This window comes from Streptomyces sp. CA-135486 (genome assembly GCF_050936555.1).
Classification (GTDB): Bacteria; Actinomycetota; Actinomycetes; order Streptomycetales; family Streptomycetaceae; genus Streptomyces.
The window spans coordinates 2,484,016-2,499,828 of the sequence record NZ_JBNJMM010000001.1; the positions used below are offsets into that span (position 1 = coordinate 2,484,016).

Below are 15,813 nucleotides of genomic sequence, written 5' to 3' on the forward strand. Positions count from 1 at the left end.
GTTCGGTGGCGGGTTTCACGGGCGAACCGCGCGCGGGGCCACCAGGAGGTTCACTCCGCGTCGACGGTGACCGAGAAGGAGAAACGGTCCCCCCGGTACCGGATCCTCGCCACATCCACCACGCGGCCCGACTCGTCGTACGTCACGCCCGTGTAGTGCAGGATCGGGCTCAGCAGCGGCACCTTGAGCAGCTCTGCCGTCTGCGGGTCGGCGAGCCGCGCCTCCACCGTGTCCGTGATCCGGCTGATCCGCACCCCCACCCCGTCCCGCAGCACCTTCGTCATCGGCCAGCGCTCCAGGTCGGCGAGGTCGATTCGCTCCGCTATGTCCGGACGGACGGCGTTCTCCGCCCAGTTGGTCGGTTCGCCGCTCTCGCCGTCGCAGCGCAGCCGCCGGTACGTCACGACCTCGGCGTCCTCGGGGAAGTACTCCGCGAGTTCGCCCGGCACCGGCTCGGGGCCGTGCCCCAGGATCGTGGTCCGCTCGCCCGACTGCTGGGCCACGATCGCGTCGATCGAGCCCATCAGCCGCCTCGGCGCTCCCCGCCGCGCCCCGGGTTCGATGAAGGTGCCGCGCCGCCGGTGCCTGCTGATCAGGCCCTCCTCCTCCAGCTCCTTGAGGGCCTGGCGCATGGTCAGCACGCTGACGCCGTAGTGCGCGGCGAGCTGCTCCTCGGTCGGCAGTCGCAGCGACGCCTCGGGCGCCCGGCCCAGTATCGAGGCGCGCAGCGACTGCGAGACCTGGTACCACAGCGGGAGCTTGCGGTTCAGGACCAGCGAGTCGGGGGCAAAGGCGGTCACGGCGTACTCCGTACTACGACCTGAAGTGGCGCTCAAGACCCTGCCACACGTCGTCGTACCCCTGTTGCAGATGGTCCGCGTTCGCCGCCTGCGCGGTCGCGGTCACCGGCCACCGTGTCTCGAACATGAACGCAAGCCCGTCGTCGATCTTCTGCGGCTTGAGCTCGGCGGCGCTCGCGCGGTCGAAGGTCTCCCGGTCGGGCCCGTGCGCGGACATCATGTTGTGCAGCGAACCGCCGCCCGGGACAAAGCCCTCCGCCTTGGCGTCGTACGCGCCCTCGATCAGGCCCATGTACTCGCTCATCACATTGCGGTGGAAGTACGGCGGCCGGAACGTGTCCTCGCCGACCAGCCAACGCGGCGCGAAGACCACGAAGTCGACGCCCGCAAGCCCGGGGGTGTCGGACGGCGACGTCAGCACGGTGAAGATCGACGGGTCCGGGTGGTCGTAGGAGATCGTCCCGATCACATTGAAACGCCGCAGGTCGTAGACGTACGGAACATGGTTGCCGTGCCAGGCGACGACATCGAGCGGCGAGTGGTCGTACGTCGCGGCCCACAGGTTCCCGCAGAACTTGTTCACGACCTCGACGGGGCGCTCGACGTCCTCGTACGCAGCCTCGGGCGCGAGGAAGTCCCGGGCGTTGGCGAGGCCGTTCGCGCCGATGGGTCCCAGGTCGGGGAGCTGGAAGGGCTGCCCGTAGTTCTCGCAGACATAGCCGCGGGCGGTCGGGCTCTGCCCGCCGTCAGACACCGTGTCGAGCAGCTCGACCCGGAAGCGGACGCCACGCGGGATCAGCGCCACCTCGCCGGGCCGGGCGGCGAGCAGCCCCAGCTCCGTGCGCAGCAGCAGCCCACCGCGCTCGGGCACGATCAGCAGCTCGCCGTCCGAGTCGCTGAACACCCGGTCGGTCATCGCGGCGTTGGCGTGGTAGAGGTGCACGGCCATACCGGTGCGCTGGGTCGCGTCGCCGTTGCCGCCGAGCGTCCACAGGCCGGCCAGCCAGTCGGTCCCCGGCGCGGGCTCGGGCAGCGGGTTCCAGCGCAGCCGGTTGGGGTCGGGGACGGTCTCGGTGAAGGGCGCGCTGCGAACACCGCCGTTGTCGATGCGTACGAAGGGCGGGTGCGCGGCGGAGGGGCGGATCCGGTACAGCCAGGAGCGGCGGTTGTGGGTGCGGGGCTCGGTGAACGCGGAGCCGCTCAGCTGCTCCGCGTACAGCCCGAGGGGGGCGCGCTGCGGTGAGTTCCGCCCGTGCGGCAGCGCGCCGGGCACGGCCTCCGAGCTGTGTTCATTGCCGAAGCCCGACAAGTGCCCAAGGCCGTCGGCCGTCTTCCGCGCCTGCTCGATGCCGCTCATCGTCCGCTCCCGGTGCTGAAAGGAATCCTATGGATAACCGTAGGATTGCGGGACCGCCCCGTCAACGGCATCGAGGCGCCATGATGGAGCGCGTGTCCCCAGCCCATCTCCGCCGTACGCCCGTGCAGCGGCGCAGCGCCGAGCGGCTCGCCCGGATACTTCACGCCTGCGCCGAACTGCTCGACGAGACCGGATACGAGGCGTTGTCCACCCGCGCGGTGGCCGCGCGAGCGGGCGTCCCGATCGGCTCGGTCTACCGCTTCTTCGGTAATAAGCGTGCGCTGGCCGACGCGCTGGCCCATCGGAATCTGGACACGTACGCCGAGCGCATCGGCGGCCGTCTCGGCGGGCTGTCGGCCGGGGACTGGCGGGGTGTGCTCGATGCGGTACTGGACGAGTACCTGGCGATGAAGCGGACGGTCCCCGGATTCGCGCTGATCGACTTCGGCCACCGGATCCCGGTGGGCGCGCCCGCGAGGGGGGCGAACCACCGGGTCGCCGACCGGCTGGCCGAGCTGCTCGCGGCGCATCTCGACCGCCCGGCGGACGCGGAGCTGCGCCGGGCGATCCTGATCTCCGTCGAGGCGGCTGACGCGCTGCTGCAGCTGGCGTTCCGGGTGGAGCCGGCGGGGGACGAGGAGATCGTGGCGGAGACGCGGGGGCTGTTGCGGGCGTATCTGGCGGGGGTCCTGGACTAGGCCGGCGCGCGTCACGCCTGCGGCGGGCCTGTTCCCCGACCTGCCCCTTCCCGAACTGGGGCTCCGCCCCAGACCCCACTCCTCAATCGCCGGAGAGGCTGAATGTTCCGCACCCCTCCCCTCCCTGCATACCGGTCGGTATGCTCGGGCGTGAATCGTGCCGCCGCCCCCAGGAGGGCCCATGCCCCGCACAGCTGCCACCCGTACCGCACTGCGCATATGTCCCCTCTGCGAGGCCACCTGCGGGCTGACCCTCACCATCGAGGGCAGTCGCGTCACCCGTGCCCGCGGTGACCGCGAGGACGTGTTCAGCCAGGGGTTCATCTGCCCCAAGGGCGCGTCCTTCGGGGAGCTCGACGCCGACCCCGACCGGCTGCGTACCCCCCTCGTCCGCAAGGACGGGCAGCTTCAGGAGGCCGACTGGGACGAGGCCTTCGACGTGATCGCGGCCCGGATCAGGCCGCTGATCGAGGAGCACGGGCCGAACGCCGTCGGCGTCCTGCTCGGCAATCCGAACGTGCACACCATGGCCGGCGCGCTCTACCCGCCCGTACTGCTCTCTCTGCTGCGCACCCGCAATCTCTTCACCGCCAGCACCCTGGACCAGATGCCCAAGCATGTCTCCAGCGGGCTGCTGTTCGGCGACCCCGTCGCCATCCCCGTCCCCGACCTGGACCGCACCGACCATCTGCTGCTGCTCGGCGCCAACCCCCTCGAATCCAACGGCAGCCTGTGCACCGCCGCCGACTTCCCCGGAAAGCTCAAGGCCCTGCGCAAGCGCGGCGGCACGCTGACCGTCGTCGACCCGCGCCGCACCCGGACCGCGCAGCTCGCCGACCGGCATGTCGCCATCCGGCCCGGCACCGACGCGCTGCTGCTCGCCGCCGTCGCGCAGGTTCTCTTCGAGGAGAAACTCACCGACCTCGGGGCGCTGGAAGCGCATGTCGAGCAGCTCGCCGACGTCGCCGAAGCGGTACGGGAGTTCACGCCCGACGCGGTCGCTGCCGCCTGCGACATGGACGCGGAGGAGATCCGTACGATCGCCCGCGAGCTCGCCGCCGCCCCCACCGCGGCCGTATATGGCCGCATCGGCAGCTCCACCGTCGAGTACGGCACCCTCGCCAGCTGGCTGGTGGACGTGCTCAATGTGCTCACGGGCAACCTCGACCGACCCGGCGGGGCGCTCTTCCCGCTCTCCGCCACCGACCGCGCGCCCCGCCCCGCCGCCCCCGGCAAGGGCTTCGCGCTCGGCCGCTGGGCGAGCAGGGTCAGCGGTCACCCCGAGGCCAAGGGCGAGCTGCCGATGGCCGCGCTCGCCGAGGAGATCGAGACCCCGGGCGACGGGCAGATCCGGGCCGTGATCTCGATCGCCGCCAACCCGGTGCTCTCCGCGCCCGACGGCGACCGCCTCGACCGGGCGCTGGCCGACCTCGACTTCATGGTCAGCGTCGACCCGTACCTCAATGAGACCTCTCGGCACGCGGACGTGGTGCTGCCCCCGCCGCCGCCCTCGCAGAGCTCGCACTTCGACTTCGCCTTCAACGCATTCGCCGTACACAACCAGGCCCGCTATTCCCCCGCGGTGATCCCGCTGGAGGAGGGCAGGCTCGGCGAGTGCGAGATCCAGGCCCGCCTTGTGCTCGCCGTCGGCGGTATGCACGGCGCCGACCCGGGCGCCGTCGACGACATGGTCATCGAGCGCACCCTCACCAAGGCCGTCGCCGACCCGCACTCGCCGGTCCACGGCCAGGACGTCAAGGAGCTGACGGCCCAGCTCACCGGCCGCACCGGGCCGGAACGGCGACTGGACATGATGCTGCGCCTCGGCCCCTACGACCTCACCCTCGACAAGCTCCTGGAGAACCCGCATGGCATCGACCTCGGCCCGCTCCAGCCCCGTGTCCCGCAGGTGCTCAAGACCCGTAGCGGACGCATCGAGTTGCTGCCCGGGCCCGTCGCCGCCGATCTCCCCAGGCTGCGGCGCGCCCTCGACGAGCGCCCGACCGGCCTCGTCCTCGTCGGCCGGCGCCATCTGCGCTCCAACAACAGCTGGCTGCACAACGTCCCGACGCTCAACGGCGGCTCCAACCGCTGCACGCTCCAGGTCCACCCCGTCGACGCGGAGCGACTGGGTCTCGAGGACGGTGCGCAGGCCCGTATCGCCTCGGACGGAGGGCAGCTCGAAGTGCCGGTGGAGATCACCGACGCGGTACGGACCGGCGTGGTGAGCCTGCCGCACGGCTGGGGACACAGCCGCCCGGGGATCCGGATGTCGGTGGCGGCGGCGCGGCCCGGGGTCAATGTCAATCAGCTGCTCGACGGGTCACGGCTCGACCCGCTGTCCGGCACCGCCGTGCTCAACGGCTTCCCCGTTGAACTATCACCGGTGCGATGACCTGGGGTTTTGCTCGTATTGCTCACGCGTCAACATCTTGTTAACGGCAATTGACGGCACCTAACGTCATCGAAACCGCCGCCCCGGTGGGAGTTCAAGGATGAACGTTAGGTGTCCCCAATGCTGACAATCCTCGGCTTTGCCATGATTGCGACCTTCTTGGTCCTGATCATGATGAAGAAGATGTCGCCCATCGCGGCGCTGGTCCTCATCCCCGCCCTCTTCTGCGTATTCGTCGGAGAGGGCGCGCACCTCGGCGACTACGTCGTCGAGGGGGTGGGCAAGCTCGCCCCCACCGCGGCGATGCTGATGTTCGCGATCGTCTACTTCGGCTTGATGATCGACGTGGGCCTGTTCGACCCGATCGTCCGCGGCATCCTGCGCTTCTGCAAGGCGGATCCGCTGCGTGTCGTGGTCGGTACGGCGGTGCTCGCGGCGATCGTCTCGCTGGACGGTGACGGCTCCACCACCTTCATGATCACCGTCGCGGCGATGTATCCGCTCTACAAGCGCCTCAAGATGAGCCTGGTCGTGATGACCGGAGTCGCCGCCACGGCGAACGGCGTGATGAACACCCTGCCCTGGGGCGGCCCCACCGCTCGCGCCGCCGCCGCCCTCAAGCTCGACGCGGCCGACATCTTCGTCCCGATGATCCCCGCGCTCGCCGTGGGACTGCTCTTCGTCTTCGTCCTTGTCTACGTACTGGGCCGCCGCGAGCGCAAGCGCCTCGGCGTGCTCACGCTCGACGAGGCGCTGGAGACCGAGTCCGAGACCGTCTGTGAGACCGCGCTGGTCACGGCGGGCGGCGGCTCCGAGGAGCACAAGGCAGCGACCGGATCGGCCGGCGACGCCCCCGGCGCCCCGGAGGAGGAGGGCTTCAAGGGCCTCGATCCGGACCGTGCCACGCTGCGTCCCAAGCTGTACTGGTTCAACGCCGGGCTCACCCTCGCTCTGCTCACCGCGATGATCATGGAGTGGCTGCCCATCCCGGTGCTCTTCCTGCTCGGCGCGGCCCTCGCCCTCACGGTCAACTTCCCCAAGGTCGCCGACCAGAAGGCCCGGCTCGCCGCCCACGCCGACAACGTACTCAACGTCACCGGCATGGTCTTCGCCGCCGCCGTATTCACCGGAGTCCTCACCGGTACCGGCATGGTCGAGCACATGGCGGACTGGCTCGTCGGAGCCGTCCCCGAAGGCATGGGCCCGCACATGGCCCTCGTCACCGGCGTGCTGAGCCTGCCGCTCACCTACTTCATGTCGAACGACGGCTTCTACTTCGGCGTCCTGCCGGTCCTCGCCGAGGCCGGCGCCGCCCACGGTGTCTCCTCGCTGGAGATCGCCCGCGCCTCCCTCGTCGGCCAGGCGCTGCACATGTCGAGCCCGCTCGTGCCCGCCGTGTACGTCCTCGTCGGCATGGCCAAGGTCGAGTTCGGCGACCACACCAGGTTCACCGTCAAATGGGCAGCGCTCACCTCGCTGGTGGTGCTCGGGGCCGGAATCCTCTTCGGCATCATCTGAGGTCACCCGGTTCGTGGTGGCCTGGGCCAGGGGGCGTTGGTGGTGGCTGTCCGGTGGGTGGTTTCGCGGGCGAACCGCCTCAGGTCACCGGGTTTCTCGCCCCCGGTTCGCGCCGTGAGGCCGGCGCGCGCCGGGGGCTGGGGGCTTGCCCCGGTCAAGGAAAAGGCGGGCAGCGGACCAGCTCGCCGCAGACGCAACCCGCACCCGCAACACGGGCACCGCGCGTCCAACGCCCGTCGGCGGCGGACGCCTCCGTACAAAAAGCCCACCACGAACCTTCGCGCGACTCATTCCCTGACCGGGAGTAGTCGGCTAGTTTCAGGCGTCCCAGCCTGCCCCTCCTGCACCGGGGGAAACCCATGAGTCGCGCCATCTCTCTGCGCAGCGTCAGCAAGCGGTACGAAAAAACCAATCGCGCCGTCGACCGGTTCTCCCTCGACATCGAACCGGGGGAGTTCGTGGTGCTGCTCGGCCCCTCCGGCTGCGGCAAGTCGACCGTACTGCGCATGATCGCCGGCCTCGAGGACATCACCGAGGGGGAACTGCTGCTCGACGGAGAGTACGCCAACCACATCCCGCCCCGTGAGCGGGAAATGGCCATGGTGTTCCAGAACTTCGCGCTCTACCCGAGCATGACCAACCGCGAGAACATCGGCTTTCCGCTGCGTCTGGAGAACCCGCGCCTGGACTGCCGGCCGCAGGTCGAGGCCACCGCGCGGATGCTCGGCATCGAGGACGTCCTGGACCGCTACCCCAGCCAGCTCTCCGGCGGCGAGCGCCAGCGGGTGGCGATGGGCCGGGCCATCTCCCGGCGGCCCTCCGCCTTTCTGATGGACGAGCCGCTCTCCAATCTCGACGCCAAGCTGCGCAACCACCTGCGGGCCGAAATCGCCCAGCTCACCGCCGAGTTGGGGGTGACCACCGTCTATGTCACGCACGACCAGGCAGAGGCGATGTCACTCGGCGACCGGGTCGCGGTGATGCGCGGCGGAGTGCTCCAGCAGGTGAGCTCTCCGCGCGAGACCTACGCTCTGCCCCGGAACGTCTTTGTCGCCGCCTTCATCGGTACGCCGCGCATCAATCTGCTGCAGGCGGTCGTCTATGCGCCGCTGGACGGCCGGATGTCGATCGACCTGGGCAAACAGCGGCTTCCGCTGCCCGAGCCGCTCAGCCCCGACCACCAGTTGCTCCGCATCCAGCAGGGCCGGCAGATCATTGTCGGGCTGCGCTCCGAGTCCACCCGGATCGCTCCGCCCAGCCAGGCCCGTCCCGGCGAAGTCGCGCTGACCGGCATCGTCGAGCACATGGAGTACCAGGGACACGAGGCGCTGGTGCACTTCAACACCGGCTCGCGGCCCGCCGTGGTCGCCGATCTCGAGTCGCCCCGGCCGGGGACCTCGGTGCGCCGGCGCCGCAGCCGGAGCGGCCCGAGCGTGCTGGCCCGGCTGAGGGAGCGCGCCGTCGCCCATGTCTCGGGGCCCGTGGTGGCACTGGACGACCCGGAGCCGCGGCCGGGGACGATCGCCGCGGAGCGTCCGTCCGTGGCCGCGAGCGATCTGGTGGTGCGGACGGGACCCGATGTACGGCTGCGTACGGGTGCCCAGGTGCCGCTGCTCGTGGACCTCGCGCATCTGTATGTCTTCGACCACCACGGCCGCAGAATCTGCCCGGCTCCCACCGACCTCCCCGGGCTGGACGCCTGAGGGTTTCTGCTACTCCCGAGGGTCTGCACGGCTGAGGGCATGCACGCCTGAAAGTCTTTGTCACGCTCGCTTCGTTACGCTCCAAGGGCCCCTGGCGTCCAAAAACTAACACCGCTAGTTTGGGGTGCGGACGACTACCGCAGGCTCTGGAGGAGTGCGATGAAGGCTCACGACGGGATGTACATCGGCGGCCAGTGGCGACCCGCCGCCGGCCCCGACTCGATCGCGGTGGTGAACCCGGCCGACGAGCAGGTCATCGCCCATGTCCCGGCCGGTACGGAGGAGGACGTCGACGCCGCCGTGCGCGCGGCCCGAGCGGCGTTCCCCGCCTGGGCGGCGACCCCGCCCGCCGAGCGGGCGGCACGGATCGGTGCCCTGCGCGATGTGCTGGCGGCCCGCCAGGACGAGATCGCCGAGACCGTCACCGCGGAGCTCGGCGCGCCGCCCGCGCTGGCGCAGGCGGTCCACGCCGGTCTGCCGGTCCTGGTCGCGGGCTCGTACGCGGAACTGGCCGCCTCGTACTCCTTCGAGGAGACGATCGGCAACTCCACCGTGCTGCTGGAGCCGGTCGGCGTGGTCGGTGCGATCACGCCCTGGAACTATCCGCTGCACCAGATAGTCGCCAAGGTGGCCCCGGCGCTCGCTGCGGGCTGCACCGTCGTCCTCAAGCCCGCCGAGGACACCCCGCTGACCGCCCAGCTCTTCGCCGAGGCGGTCGACGAGGCCGGACTGCCCGCCGGCGTCTTCAACCTGGTGACGGGCCTCGGCCCGGTCGCCGGACAGGCCCTCGCCGCCCACGAAGGCGTCGACCTGGTCTCCTTCACCGGCTCGACCGCGGTCGGGAGGCAGATCGGCGCGACCGCCGGCGCTGCCGTCAAGCGGGTCGCCCTGGAGCTCGGTGGCAAGTCCGCCAATGTCATCCTGCCGAGCGCCGACCTGGCAAAGGCCGTCAGTGTCGGCGTCGCCAACGTCATGTCCAACTCCGGCCAGACATGCAGCGCATGGACCCGGATGCTGGTCCACAGGGACCAGTACGAGGAAGCGGTGGCGCTGGCCGCCGCCGCGGTCGCCAAGTATGTGCCGGGCGAGCGGGTGGGCCCGCTGGTCAATGCCAAGCAGCAGCAGCGCGTACGCGGCTACATCGAGAAGGGTGTCGCCGAGGGCGCCCGCCTGGTGGCCGGCGGCCCGGACGCCCCACGGGAGACGGGCTACTACGTCAGCCCCACTGTCTTCGCCGACGTCACGCCGGAGATGACCATCGCGCAGGAGGAGATCTTCGGGCCGGTCGTCAGCGTGCTGAAGTACGAGGACGAGGACGACGCGCTCCGTATCGCCAACGGCACCGTCTACGGCCTTGCCGGCGCGGTCTGGGCGGCCGACGACGCGGAGGCCGTAGCCTTCGCCCGCCGGATGGACACCGGACAGGTCGACATCAACGGCGGCCGCTTCAACCCTCTTGCCCCGTTCGGCGGTTACAAGCAGTCGGGCGTCGGCCGCGAGCTCGGCCCGCACGGCCTCCCCGAGTACCTCCAGACCAAGTCCCTCCAGTTCTGAGCCGGGAGTCTGACGCATCATGGTCCGCGCCGCCGTACTGCCCGCCGTCGGCTCTCCGCTGGAGATCACCGACATCGAACTGCCCGAGACCGGCCCCGGCCGGGTCAGGGTCCGTCTCGCCGCCGCCGGGGTCTGCCACTCCGATCTGTCCCTGTCCAACGGCACCATGCGGGTGCCCACACCGTGCGTCCTCGGCCACGAGGGCGCGGGCACCGTTGTCGCGGTCGGCGACGGCGTCACCCATGTCGCCCCCGGAGACGGAGTCGTACTCAACTGGGCGCCCTCCTGTGGGAGTTGCCACCACTGCCGGATCGGCGAAGTGTGGCTGTGCGCGGGCGCCCTCGCGGGCGCGGCGAGCGTCTACGCCCGCACCGCGGACGGCGCCGAGCTGCACCCCGGCCTGAACGTCGCGGCCTTCGCTCAGGAGACCGACGTCGCCGCGAACTGCGTCCTGCCGGTCCCGGACGGCATCCCGCTCACCGACGCCGCCCTGCTGGGCTGCGCGGTTCTCACCGGGTACGGCGCGATCCACCACTCCGCCCGTGTCCGCGAGGGGGAGTCGGTCGTCGTCTTCGGCGTCGGCGGGGTCGGCCTCGCCACCTTCCAGTCCGCCCGGATCGCGGGCGCGTCGACGGTCATCGCCGTCGATGTGTCCGCGGAGAAGGAGGCCCTGGCGCGGGCGGCGGGCGCGACCGAGTACGTCATCGCCTCGGACAGCACGGCGAAAGAGATCCGGGGGCTGACCGGCGGCCAGGGTGCGGACGTGGCGATCGAGTGCGTCGGCCGGGCCGCCACGATCCGCACGGCCTGGGAGTCGACCCGCCGTGGCGGCCGCACCACGGTCGTCGGCATCGGCGGCAAGGACCAGCAGGTCAGCTTTAACGCGCTGGAGCTCTTCCATTGGGGCCGTACGCTCTCGGGCTGTGTCTACGGCAACAGCGACCCGTCCCGTGACCTGTCGGTTCTCGCAGAGCATGTGCGCGCGGGACGCCTGGACCTGAGCGGTCTGGTGACGGAGCGGATCGGGCTGGACGGGATTCCGGCGGCGTTCGACAACATGCTGGCGGGCAAGGGCGGGCGTGCGCTGATCGTGTTCTAGCCCTCCCCGCCCCTCAACGCCGGCGAGGCTCGAATTTCCGTTGGTCCGCCTGAATCTTCAGGCCGACCAGCGGAAATCAAGCACGTCCGGCGATTGAGGACCGGGGTAGCGGGGGAGCCCCGGCGGGGTCTCGGGCGGAGCCCCGGTTACGAGAAGAGGCGGGTACGGGAAACCCCCACCGCTTGCGCAAACCATTGACGCCATACCGCCCGGTCGGTACGGTCCCCGCACTCCTCGTCCCCGCACCCACCGGAGTGTGCACGCATGGACACCCCCGCTCAGTCCCCCGACACCCACCGCCGACGCGTCGCCACCGCCGCCGCCCTCGCCTCCGCCGTCGAGTGGTACGACTACTTCGTCTTCGGCATCGCCGCCGCCCTCGTCCTCGGCAAGCTCTACTTCCCCTCCGGCAGCTCGTCCGCCGGTGTACTCGCCGCCTTCGCCACCTTCGCGGTCGGCTTCCTCGCCCGGCCCGTCGGCGGCATCATCGCCGGCCAGCTCGGCGACAAGCACGGCCGCAAGCCCATGCTGGTCCTCGCGCTGACCCTGATGGGCCTCGCCACCACCGGAATCGGTCTCCTCCCCACGTACGAGACCATCGGCATCGCCGCCCCGGTGCTGCTGGTGCTCCTCCGCGTCGTCCAGGGCATCGCGGTCGGCGCCCAGTGGGGCGGCGCGATGCTGATGGCCACCGAGTACGCCCCCGAGGGCAAGCGCGGGCTCTACGGCAGCCTCGTTCAGCTCGGCGTCCCCATCGGCGTGGTGACCGCCAACACCGTCTTCCTGGTCGCCGGGGCCGTCACCAACGACACCACCTTCGCCGCCTGGGGCTGGCGCGTGCCCTTCTTCGTCGGCTTCCTCGTTCTCGCCCTGGCCTGGTACATCCACAACCGCGTCGAGGAGACCCCGGAGTTCCGCAAGGCCGAGCAGACCCTGGCCGCACAGGAGAAGAGCGAACCCCGCTCGCCGCTCCGTACGATCCTGCGCGAGCACCTCGGCACGGTCTTCCTGGCCGGCGGCAGTTTCGCTGTGAACACCGCGACTTTTTACATCATCATCACCGGGGTGCTCGACTACGCGACCCGCGAGCTCGACATGAAGCGCAGCGCCGTGCTCACCGTCTCGCTCTGCGTCAGCATCACCCAGCTGGCGCTGATACCGGCGGCCGCGGCCCTCTCCGACCGCATCGGACGGCTGCGCATCTACGCCGCGGGCGCGGTCGGCCTGCTGGTCTGGGCGATCCCGATGTTCCTGCTGATCGACACCAAGTCGCTGCTCTGGCTGGCCGTCGGCACCTTTGTCACCAGCTGTTTCCTGAGCATCATGTACGGGCCGCAGGCCGCCCTCTTCGCCGAGCTCTTCACCGCCGAGATGCGCTACACCGGCGCCTCGCTGGGCTACCAGATCGCGGCCGTCTTCGGCGGCGGCCTTGCGCCGTTCGTGATGGTCCTGCTGCTGGAGGCGACCGGCACCTCGATGGCCGTCTCCGGCTACATCATCGGCCTCGCCGTCATCGCCCTCCTGTCGATCAGGATTCTGTCGGCGCGCGCGGCGGCCAGGGATTCCGTGCAGGCCGAGGGCACGGAAGCCGGCGCCGAGGCCGAAGGCACCACGGACGCCGACGCCACCGCCACCGCCGATGACGAGGCCGGGGCAAAGCCCGAAGCAAAGGCCGACGCACTGGATTGAGCCGGTTCCGCCTCTCGCCCGTGAGACCCCTGTGTGCGGCCGTCCCGCCCTCCCCCTGCGGGGCGGCCGCATTCACTCACGAGCGAGAGGACGACAACCGCGATGGCCGACCTGCCCGTCTTCGCATTACCCGGCTCCGTCACGGCATCCCCCGCCGACCGTGCGCTCGGCGTCGCGATGGTGGAGGCGTGGCGCACCCACGGCATCTTCTACGTCGCCACCGGCCCGGCCCAGCAGCAGATCACCGACTGGGCCATCGAGGCGAGCAAGAGGTTCTTCGCCAGACCGCTGCGCGACAAGGCCCGCCACATCAGCACGTCCAGCTACAGCGGTTACATCGCCTCCGGCGAAGAGATCACCGCGGGCGAGGCCGACTACTCGGAGATCTTCACCGTCTGCAAGGACGTCCCGTTGGACGACGTCCGGGCCGTTTCCGGCTGGCCGTGCCACGGCCCGGTGCCCTGGCCGGACGACGCATACCGGTGGTCCATGCAGGCCTTCATGGCCGTACTGGGCTCGCTGGGGGAGACGTTGCTCGGGCTCACCGCGCTCGGCCTGGGACTCGACGACGCCGCCGCGCTGACCGACCGCACCGACGACGGCTGGCACCATATGCGCGTACTGCGCTTCCCCGCCGAGTCCAGCGCGAGCAGCCGGGGGATCGGCGCCCACACCGACTACGGACTGCTGGTCATCGCCGCCCAGGACGACGTCGGCGGGCTCTGGATCCGCCCGCCGGTACCGGGCGAGCACCGCAACCGGAACTGGCTGGAGCACGAGAGCAGCGCCGGTATGTACGAGAACGAGGAGCCCTGGACCTTCATCGACCCCGTCCCCGGCACCCTGACCGTCTTCCCCGGCGACATCCTTCAGTTCCTCACCGGCGGCCGGCTGCTCTCGACCCCGCACAAGGTGCGGCTGGCCGACCGTGAGCGGTACGCCATGGCGTACTTCCACGAGCCCCATTTCAACGCCTGGGTGGAACCGCTGAAGTACGCGCGGGGCGACGATCTTGCGGGCGCGCCGGACGAGGAGAACCGGCTGCACTACGGCACCCACTTCACCAATATGTTCATGCGCTGCTATCCGGAGCGGACCGCGACGACCCGGCTGCGCGAGGAGGGCGGCCTGCTCACGCTGGCCCGGCTGCGGGAGAGCGCCCGTCAGCCCTGACGACGTCCGGCCCCCGGCGCCCCCGCCTCGGACGCTCCGGCTTGGGGTGCCCCCGCCTCGGACGCTCCGGCCTCCGGCGCCCCCGCCCCGGGCACCCCGGCTTCGGACGCTCCGGCCTCCGGCGCGCCGCTCGCCCGTGGGACGGCGTCGGCGGGCGCGGCCGCCCGCCTGGCCCGGGAGCGCGAAACGGCGACCCCGGCCAGGCACAACGTGCCGCCCGCCAGCGTCAGCCCGCCCGGCACCTCGTCCAGCGCCAGCCACGACATCAGCACCACGAGGGCCGGCACGGCATAGGTCGTCGCGCCCATCCGCCCTGCCGTCGTACGCGCCAGCGCGTACGCCCAGGTCGTGAAGGCGAGCGCGGTGGGGAACACGCCCAGATAGACCATGTTGAGCGTGGCCGACAGCGGTGCACGCTCGGCCTCGGAGACCAACTGCCCGACGAACGGCATACAGGCCACCGCCCCGACCAGACAGCCGAACGTGGTCACCTGCAGCGCGCTCGCATGCGCCAGCGCGGGCTTCTGGCCCACCACCCCGCCCGCGTACCCCACCGCCGCCAGCAGGCACAGCAGCACGCCGAGCGTCGAGGCACCGCCCTCGCCCGACATCGACAGACCCACGGTCACGGCTCCCGCGAACGACACCGCCATCCCCATCAGCAGCCGCGGCGGCAGCGTCTCGCCCAGCACCCGCGCGCCGAGCAGCGCGATGAGGATCGGCCCGATGTTCACGACCATCGCGGCGGTGCCCGCGTCGACCTCCTGCTCGCCCCAGTTGAGGACCACCATGTAGATCCCGAACCAGAGCAGCCCGGATATGGCGATCCCCCGCCATGCGGCGCGCGGCGGCAACCCCTCGCGCCGGACCAGCAGGACGCAGCCGAGCGCGAGAGACCCGGCGAGCAGCCGTCCGAGGGCGAGCGCTCCGGGGGAGTACGCCGCACCGGCGCTGCGGATGGACACAAACGCGGAGGCCCACAGGACGACGGTGACGCCCGCGGCGGCCAGGGCGGGCCACTGTGTTCGGCGGACGGCGGCGGGAGATTTCGTCATGGGGCGACCGTACGGCCTCGACCCTTCGGCGCTCACCGCAATATTCCCGGCGCGATGCCGAGCCCGCGCTATCGACCGATCATCTCGTACTGGACGGTCAGACCGTCGATGAGCGCCCGCAGCCCCGTCTCGAAGGCGCCCTCGTCCACCTTCTGCTGCCGCTCGGCGAGCAGATGGGCCTGGCCGAGGTGCGGATAGTCGGCCGGGTCGTACGCCGTCTCGTCGTCGACGAAGCCCCGGGCGAAGGAGCCGAGCGCGGAGCCGGTGATGAAGTACCGCATCAGGGCGCCGATATGGGTCGCCTGGGCCGGTGGCCAGCCCGCGCGGACCATCGCGCCGAAGACCGCGTCGGCCACCTTGAGACCGGCCGGGCGGCGGCCGGGGCCGCGGGCGAGGACCGGAACGGTGTTGGGGTGGGCGGTCAGGGCGGCCCGGTAGGAGACGGCCCAGTCGTGCAGTGCGGTACGCCAGTCGCGGCCGTCGGCCTCGTCGAACATCGACAGGTCGACCTGGGCGCTCACCGTGTCGGCGACGGCGTCGAGGATCTCGTCCTTGTTGCGGAAGTGGTTGTAGAGGGACGGCCCGCTGACGCCGAGTTCGGTGGCCAGCCGACGGGTGGAGACGGCGTCGAGGCCCTCCGCGTCCACGAGCGCGCTCGCCGTCTTGACGATGCGTTCTCTGCTGAGCAGGGGCTTGCGCGGTCGGGCCATGCGGCACATAGTAGGCCTGCCGACAAGAAACTAGCAGTGGTAGTTAAAAGTGGGGTGGACAG

At 70.8% G+C, this 15,813-nt stretch carries 12 protein-coding genes; 8 read left to right on the forward strand and 4 right to left on the reverse strand.

Annotated features, from left to right (window positions below):
* Positions 1-50 precede the first annotated feature (50 nt).
* Both ACQEVG_RS11265 and hmgA read right to left on the reverse strand, forming a co-directional pair.
* Positions 51-800, reverse strand: a complete 750-nt coding sequence (locus ACQEVG_RS11265; protein WP_432980792.1) for a GntR family transcriptional regulator — start codon at positions 798-800, stop codon at positions 51-53.
* Positions 801-813: 13 nt separating this feature from the next.
* Positions 814-2,157, reverse strand: coding sequence for a homogentisate 1,2-dioxygenase (gene hmgA, locus ACQEVG_RS11270; protein WP_432980795.1), 1,344 nt, complete (start codon positions 2,155-2,157; stop codon positions 814-816).
* 83 nt (positions 2,158-2,240) lie between these two features.
* On the opposite strand from hmgA, the gene ACQEVG_RS11275 reads away from it, so the two are divergent.
* The 8 genes from ACQEVG_RS11275 (at position 2,241) to ACQEVG_RS11310 (ending at position 13,986) form a co-directional block, all read left to right on the forward strand.
* Positions 2,241-2,855 carry a TetR family transcriptional regulator gene (locus ACQEVG_RS11275; RefSeq protein WP_432985270.1) on the forward strand — a complete coding sequence of 205 codons (615 nt, stop codon included), beginning with the start codon at positions 2,241-2,243 and terminating at the stop codon, positions 2,853-2,855.
* A 181-nt stretch (positions 2,856-3,036) separates the two neighbouring features.
* Positions 3,037-5,250 carry a molybdopterin oxidoreductase family protein gene (locus ACQEVG_RS11280; RefSeq protein WP_432980798.1) on the forward strand — a complete coding sequence of 738 codons (2,214 nt, stop codon included), beginning with the start codon at positions 3,037-3,039 and terminating at the stop codon, positions 5,248-5,250.
* Positions 5,251-5,370: 120 nt separating this feature from the next.
* Positions 5,371-6,768 (forward strand): CitMHS family transporter, encoded by a 1,398-nt coding sequence (locus ACQEVG_RS11285; RefSeq protein ID WP_432980801.1) that lies wholly within the window; start codon positions 5,371-5,373, stop codon positions 6,766-6,768.
* Positions 6,769-7,127: 359 nt separating this feature from the next.
* Positions 7,128-8,471, forward strand: a complete 1,344-nt coding sequence (locus ACQEVG_RS11290; RefSeq protein ID WP_432980804.1) for an ABC transporter ATP-binding protein — start codon at positions 7,128-7,130, stop codon at positions 8,469-8,471.
* Positions 8,472-8,630: 159 nt separating this feature from the next.
* Entirely contained in the window at positions 8,631-10,025 is a 1,395-nt protein-coding gene (locus ACQEVG_RS11295) for an aldehyde dehydrogenase family protein (protein ID WP_432980807.1), read from the forward strand.
* 19 nt (positions 10,026-10,044) lie between these two features.
* Positions 10,045-11,124, forward strand: coding sequence for a zinc-binding dehydrogenase (locus tag ACQEVG_RS11300; RefSeq protein ID WP_432980810.1), 1,080 nt, complete (start codon positions 10,045-10,047; stop codon positions 11,122-11,124).
* 264 nt (positions 11,125-11,388) lie between these two features.
* The gene (locus ACQEVG_RS11305; RefSeq protein WP_432980813.1) at positions 11,389-12,813 is read left to right on the forward strand and encodes an MFS transporter; all 1,425 of its coding nucleotides are present in this window, start codon (positions 11,389-11,391) and stop codon (positions 12,811-12,813) included.
* A 102-nt stretch (positions 12,814-12,915) separates the two neighbouring features.
* Positions 12,916-13,986: a 2-oxoglutarate and iron-dependent oxygenase domain-containing protein gene (locus ACQEVG_RS11310; RefSeq protein WP_432980816.1), complete on the forward strand. Its 1,071-nt coding sequence runs from the start codon at positions 12,916-12,918 to the stop codon at positions 13,984-13,986.
* Here ACQEVG_RS11310 and ACQEVG_RS11315 read toward each other — a convergent pair.
* Both ACQEVG_RS11315 and ACQEVG_RS11320 read right to left on the reverse strand, forming a co-directional pair.
* On the reverse strand, positions 13,977-15,041 hold the full coding sequence (locus tag ACQEVG_RS11315; RefSeq protein ID WP_432980819.1) for a DMT family transporter: 1,065 nt from the start codon (positions 15,039-15,041) through the stop codon (positions 13,977-13,979). The two genes, ACQEVG_RS11310 and ACQEVG_RS11315, sit on opposite strands and share 10 nt — an antisense overlap.
* 68 nt (positions 15,042-15,109) lie before the next feature.
* Positions 15,110-15,751: a TetR/AcrR family transcriptional regulator gene (locus ACQEVG_RS11320; protein WP_432980823.1), complete on the reverse strand. Its 642-nt coding sequence runs from the start codon at positions 15,749-15,751 to the stop codon at positions 15,110-15,112.
* Between the last annotated feature and the right edge of the window lie 62 nt (positions 15,752-15,813).

Excerpts from the sequence above, each read along its gene's own strand:
- ACQEVG_RS11285 (WP_432980801.1), top strand. The coding sequence starts at position 5,371 with ATGCTGACAATCCTCGGCTTTGCCATGATTGCGACCTTCTTGGTCCTG.
- ACQEVG_RS11310 (WP_432980816.1), top strand. The coding sequence starts at position 12,916 with ATGGCCGACCTGCCCGTCTTCGCATTACCCGGCTCCGTCACGGCATCC.
- ACQEVG_RS11290 (WP_432980804.1), top strand. The coding sequence starts at position 7,128 with ATGAGTCGCGCCATCTCTCTGCGCAGCGTCAGCAAGCGGTACGAAAAA.
- ACQEVG_RS11295 (WP_432980807.1), top strand. The coding sequence starts at position 8,631 with ATGAAGGCTCACGACGGGATGTACATCGGCGGCCAGTGGCGACCCGCC.
- ACQEVG_RS11300 (WP_432980810.1), top strand. The coding sequence starts at position 10,045 with ATGGTCCGCGCCGCCGTACTGCCCGCCGTCGGCTCTCCGCTGGAGATC.
- ACQEVG_RS11275 (WP_432985270.1), top strand. The coding sequence starts at position 2,241 with ATGGAGCGCGTGTCCCCAGCCCATCTCCGCCGTACGCCCGTGCAGCGG.
- ACQEVG_RS11280 (WP_432980798.1), top strand. The coding sequence starts at position 3,037 with ATGCCCCGCACAGCTGCCACCCGTACCGCACTGCGCATATGTCCCCTC.
- ACQEVG_RS11315 (WP_432980819.1), bottom strand. The coding sequence starts at position 15,041 with ATGACGAAATCTCCCGCCGCCGTCCGCCGAACACAGTGGCCCGCCCTG.
- hmgA (WP_432980795.1), bottom strand. The coding sequence starts at position 2,157 with ATGAGCGGCATCGAGCAGGCGCGGAAGACGGCCGACGGCCTTGGGCAC.
- ACQEVG_RS11305 (WP_432980813.1), top strand. The coding sequence starts at position 11,389 with ATGGACACCCCCGCTCAGTCCCCCGACACCCACCGCCGACGCGTCGCC.
- ACQEVG_RS11320 (WP_432980823.1), bottom strand. The coding sequence starts at position 15,751 with ATGGCCCGACCGCGCAAGCCCCTGCTCAGCAGAGAACGCATCGTCAAG.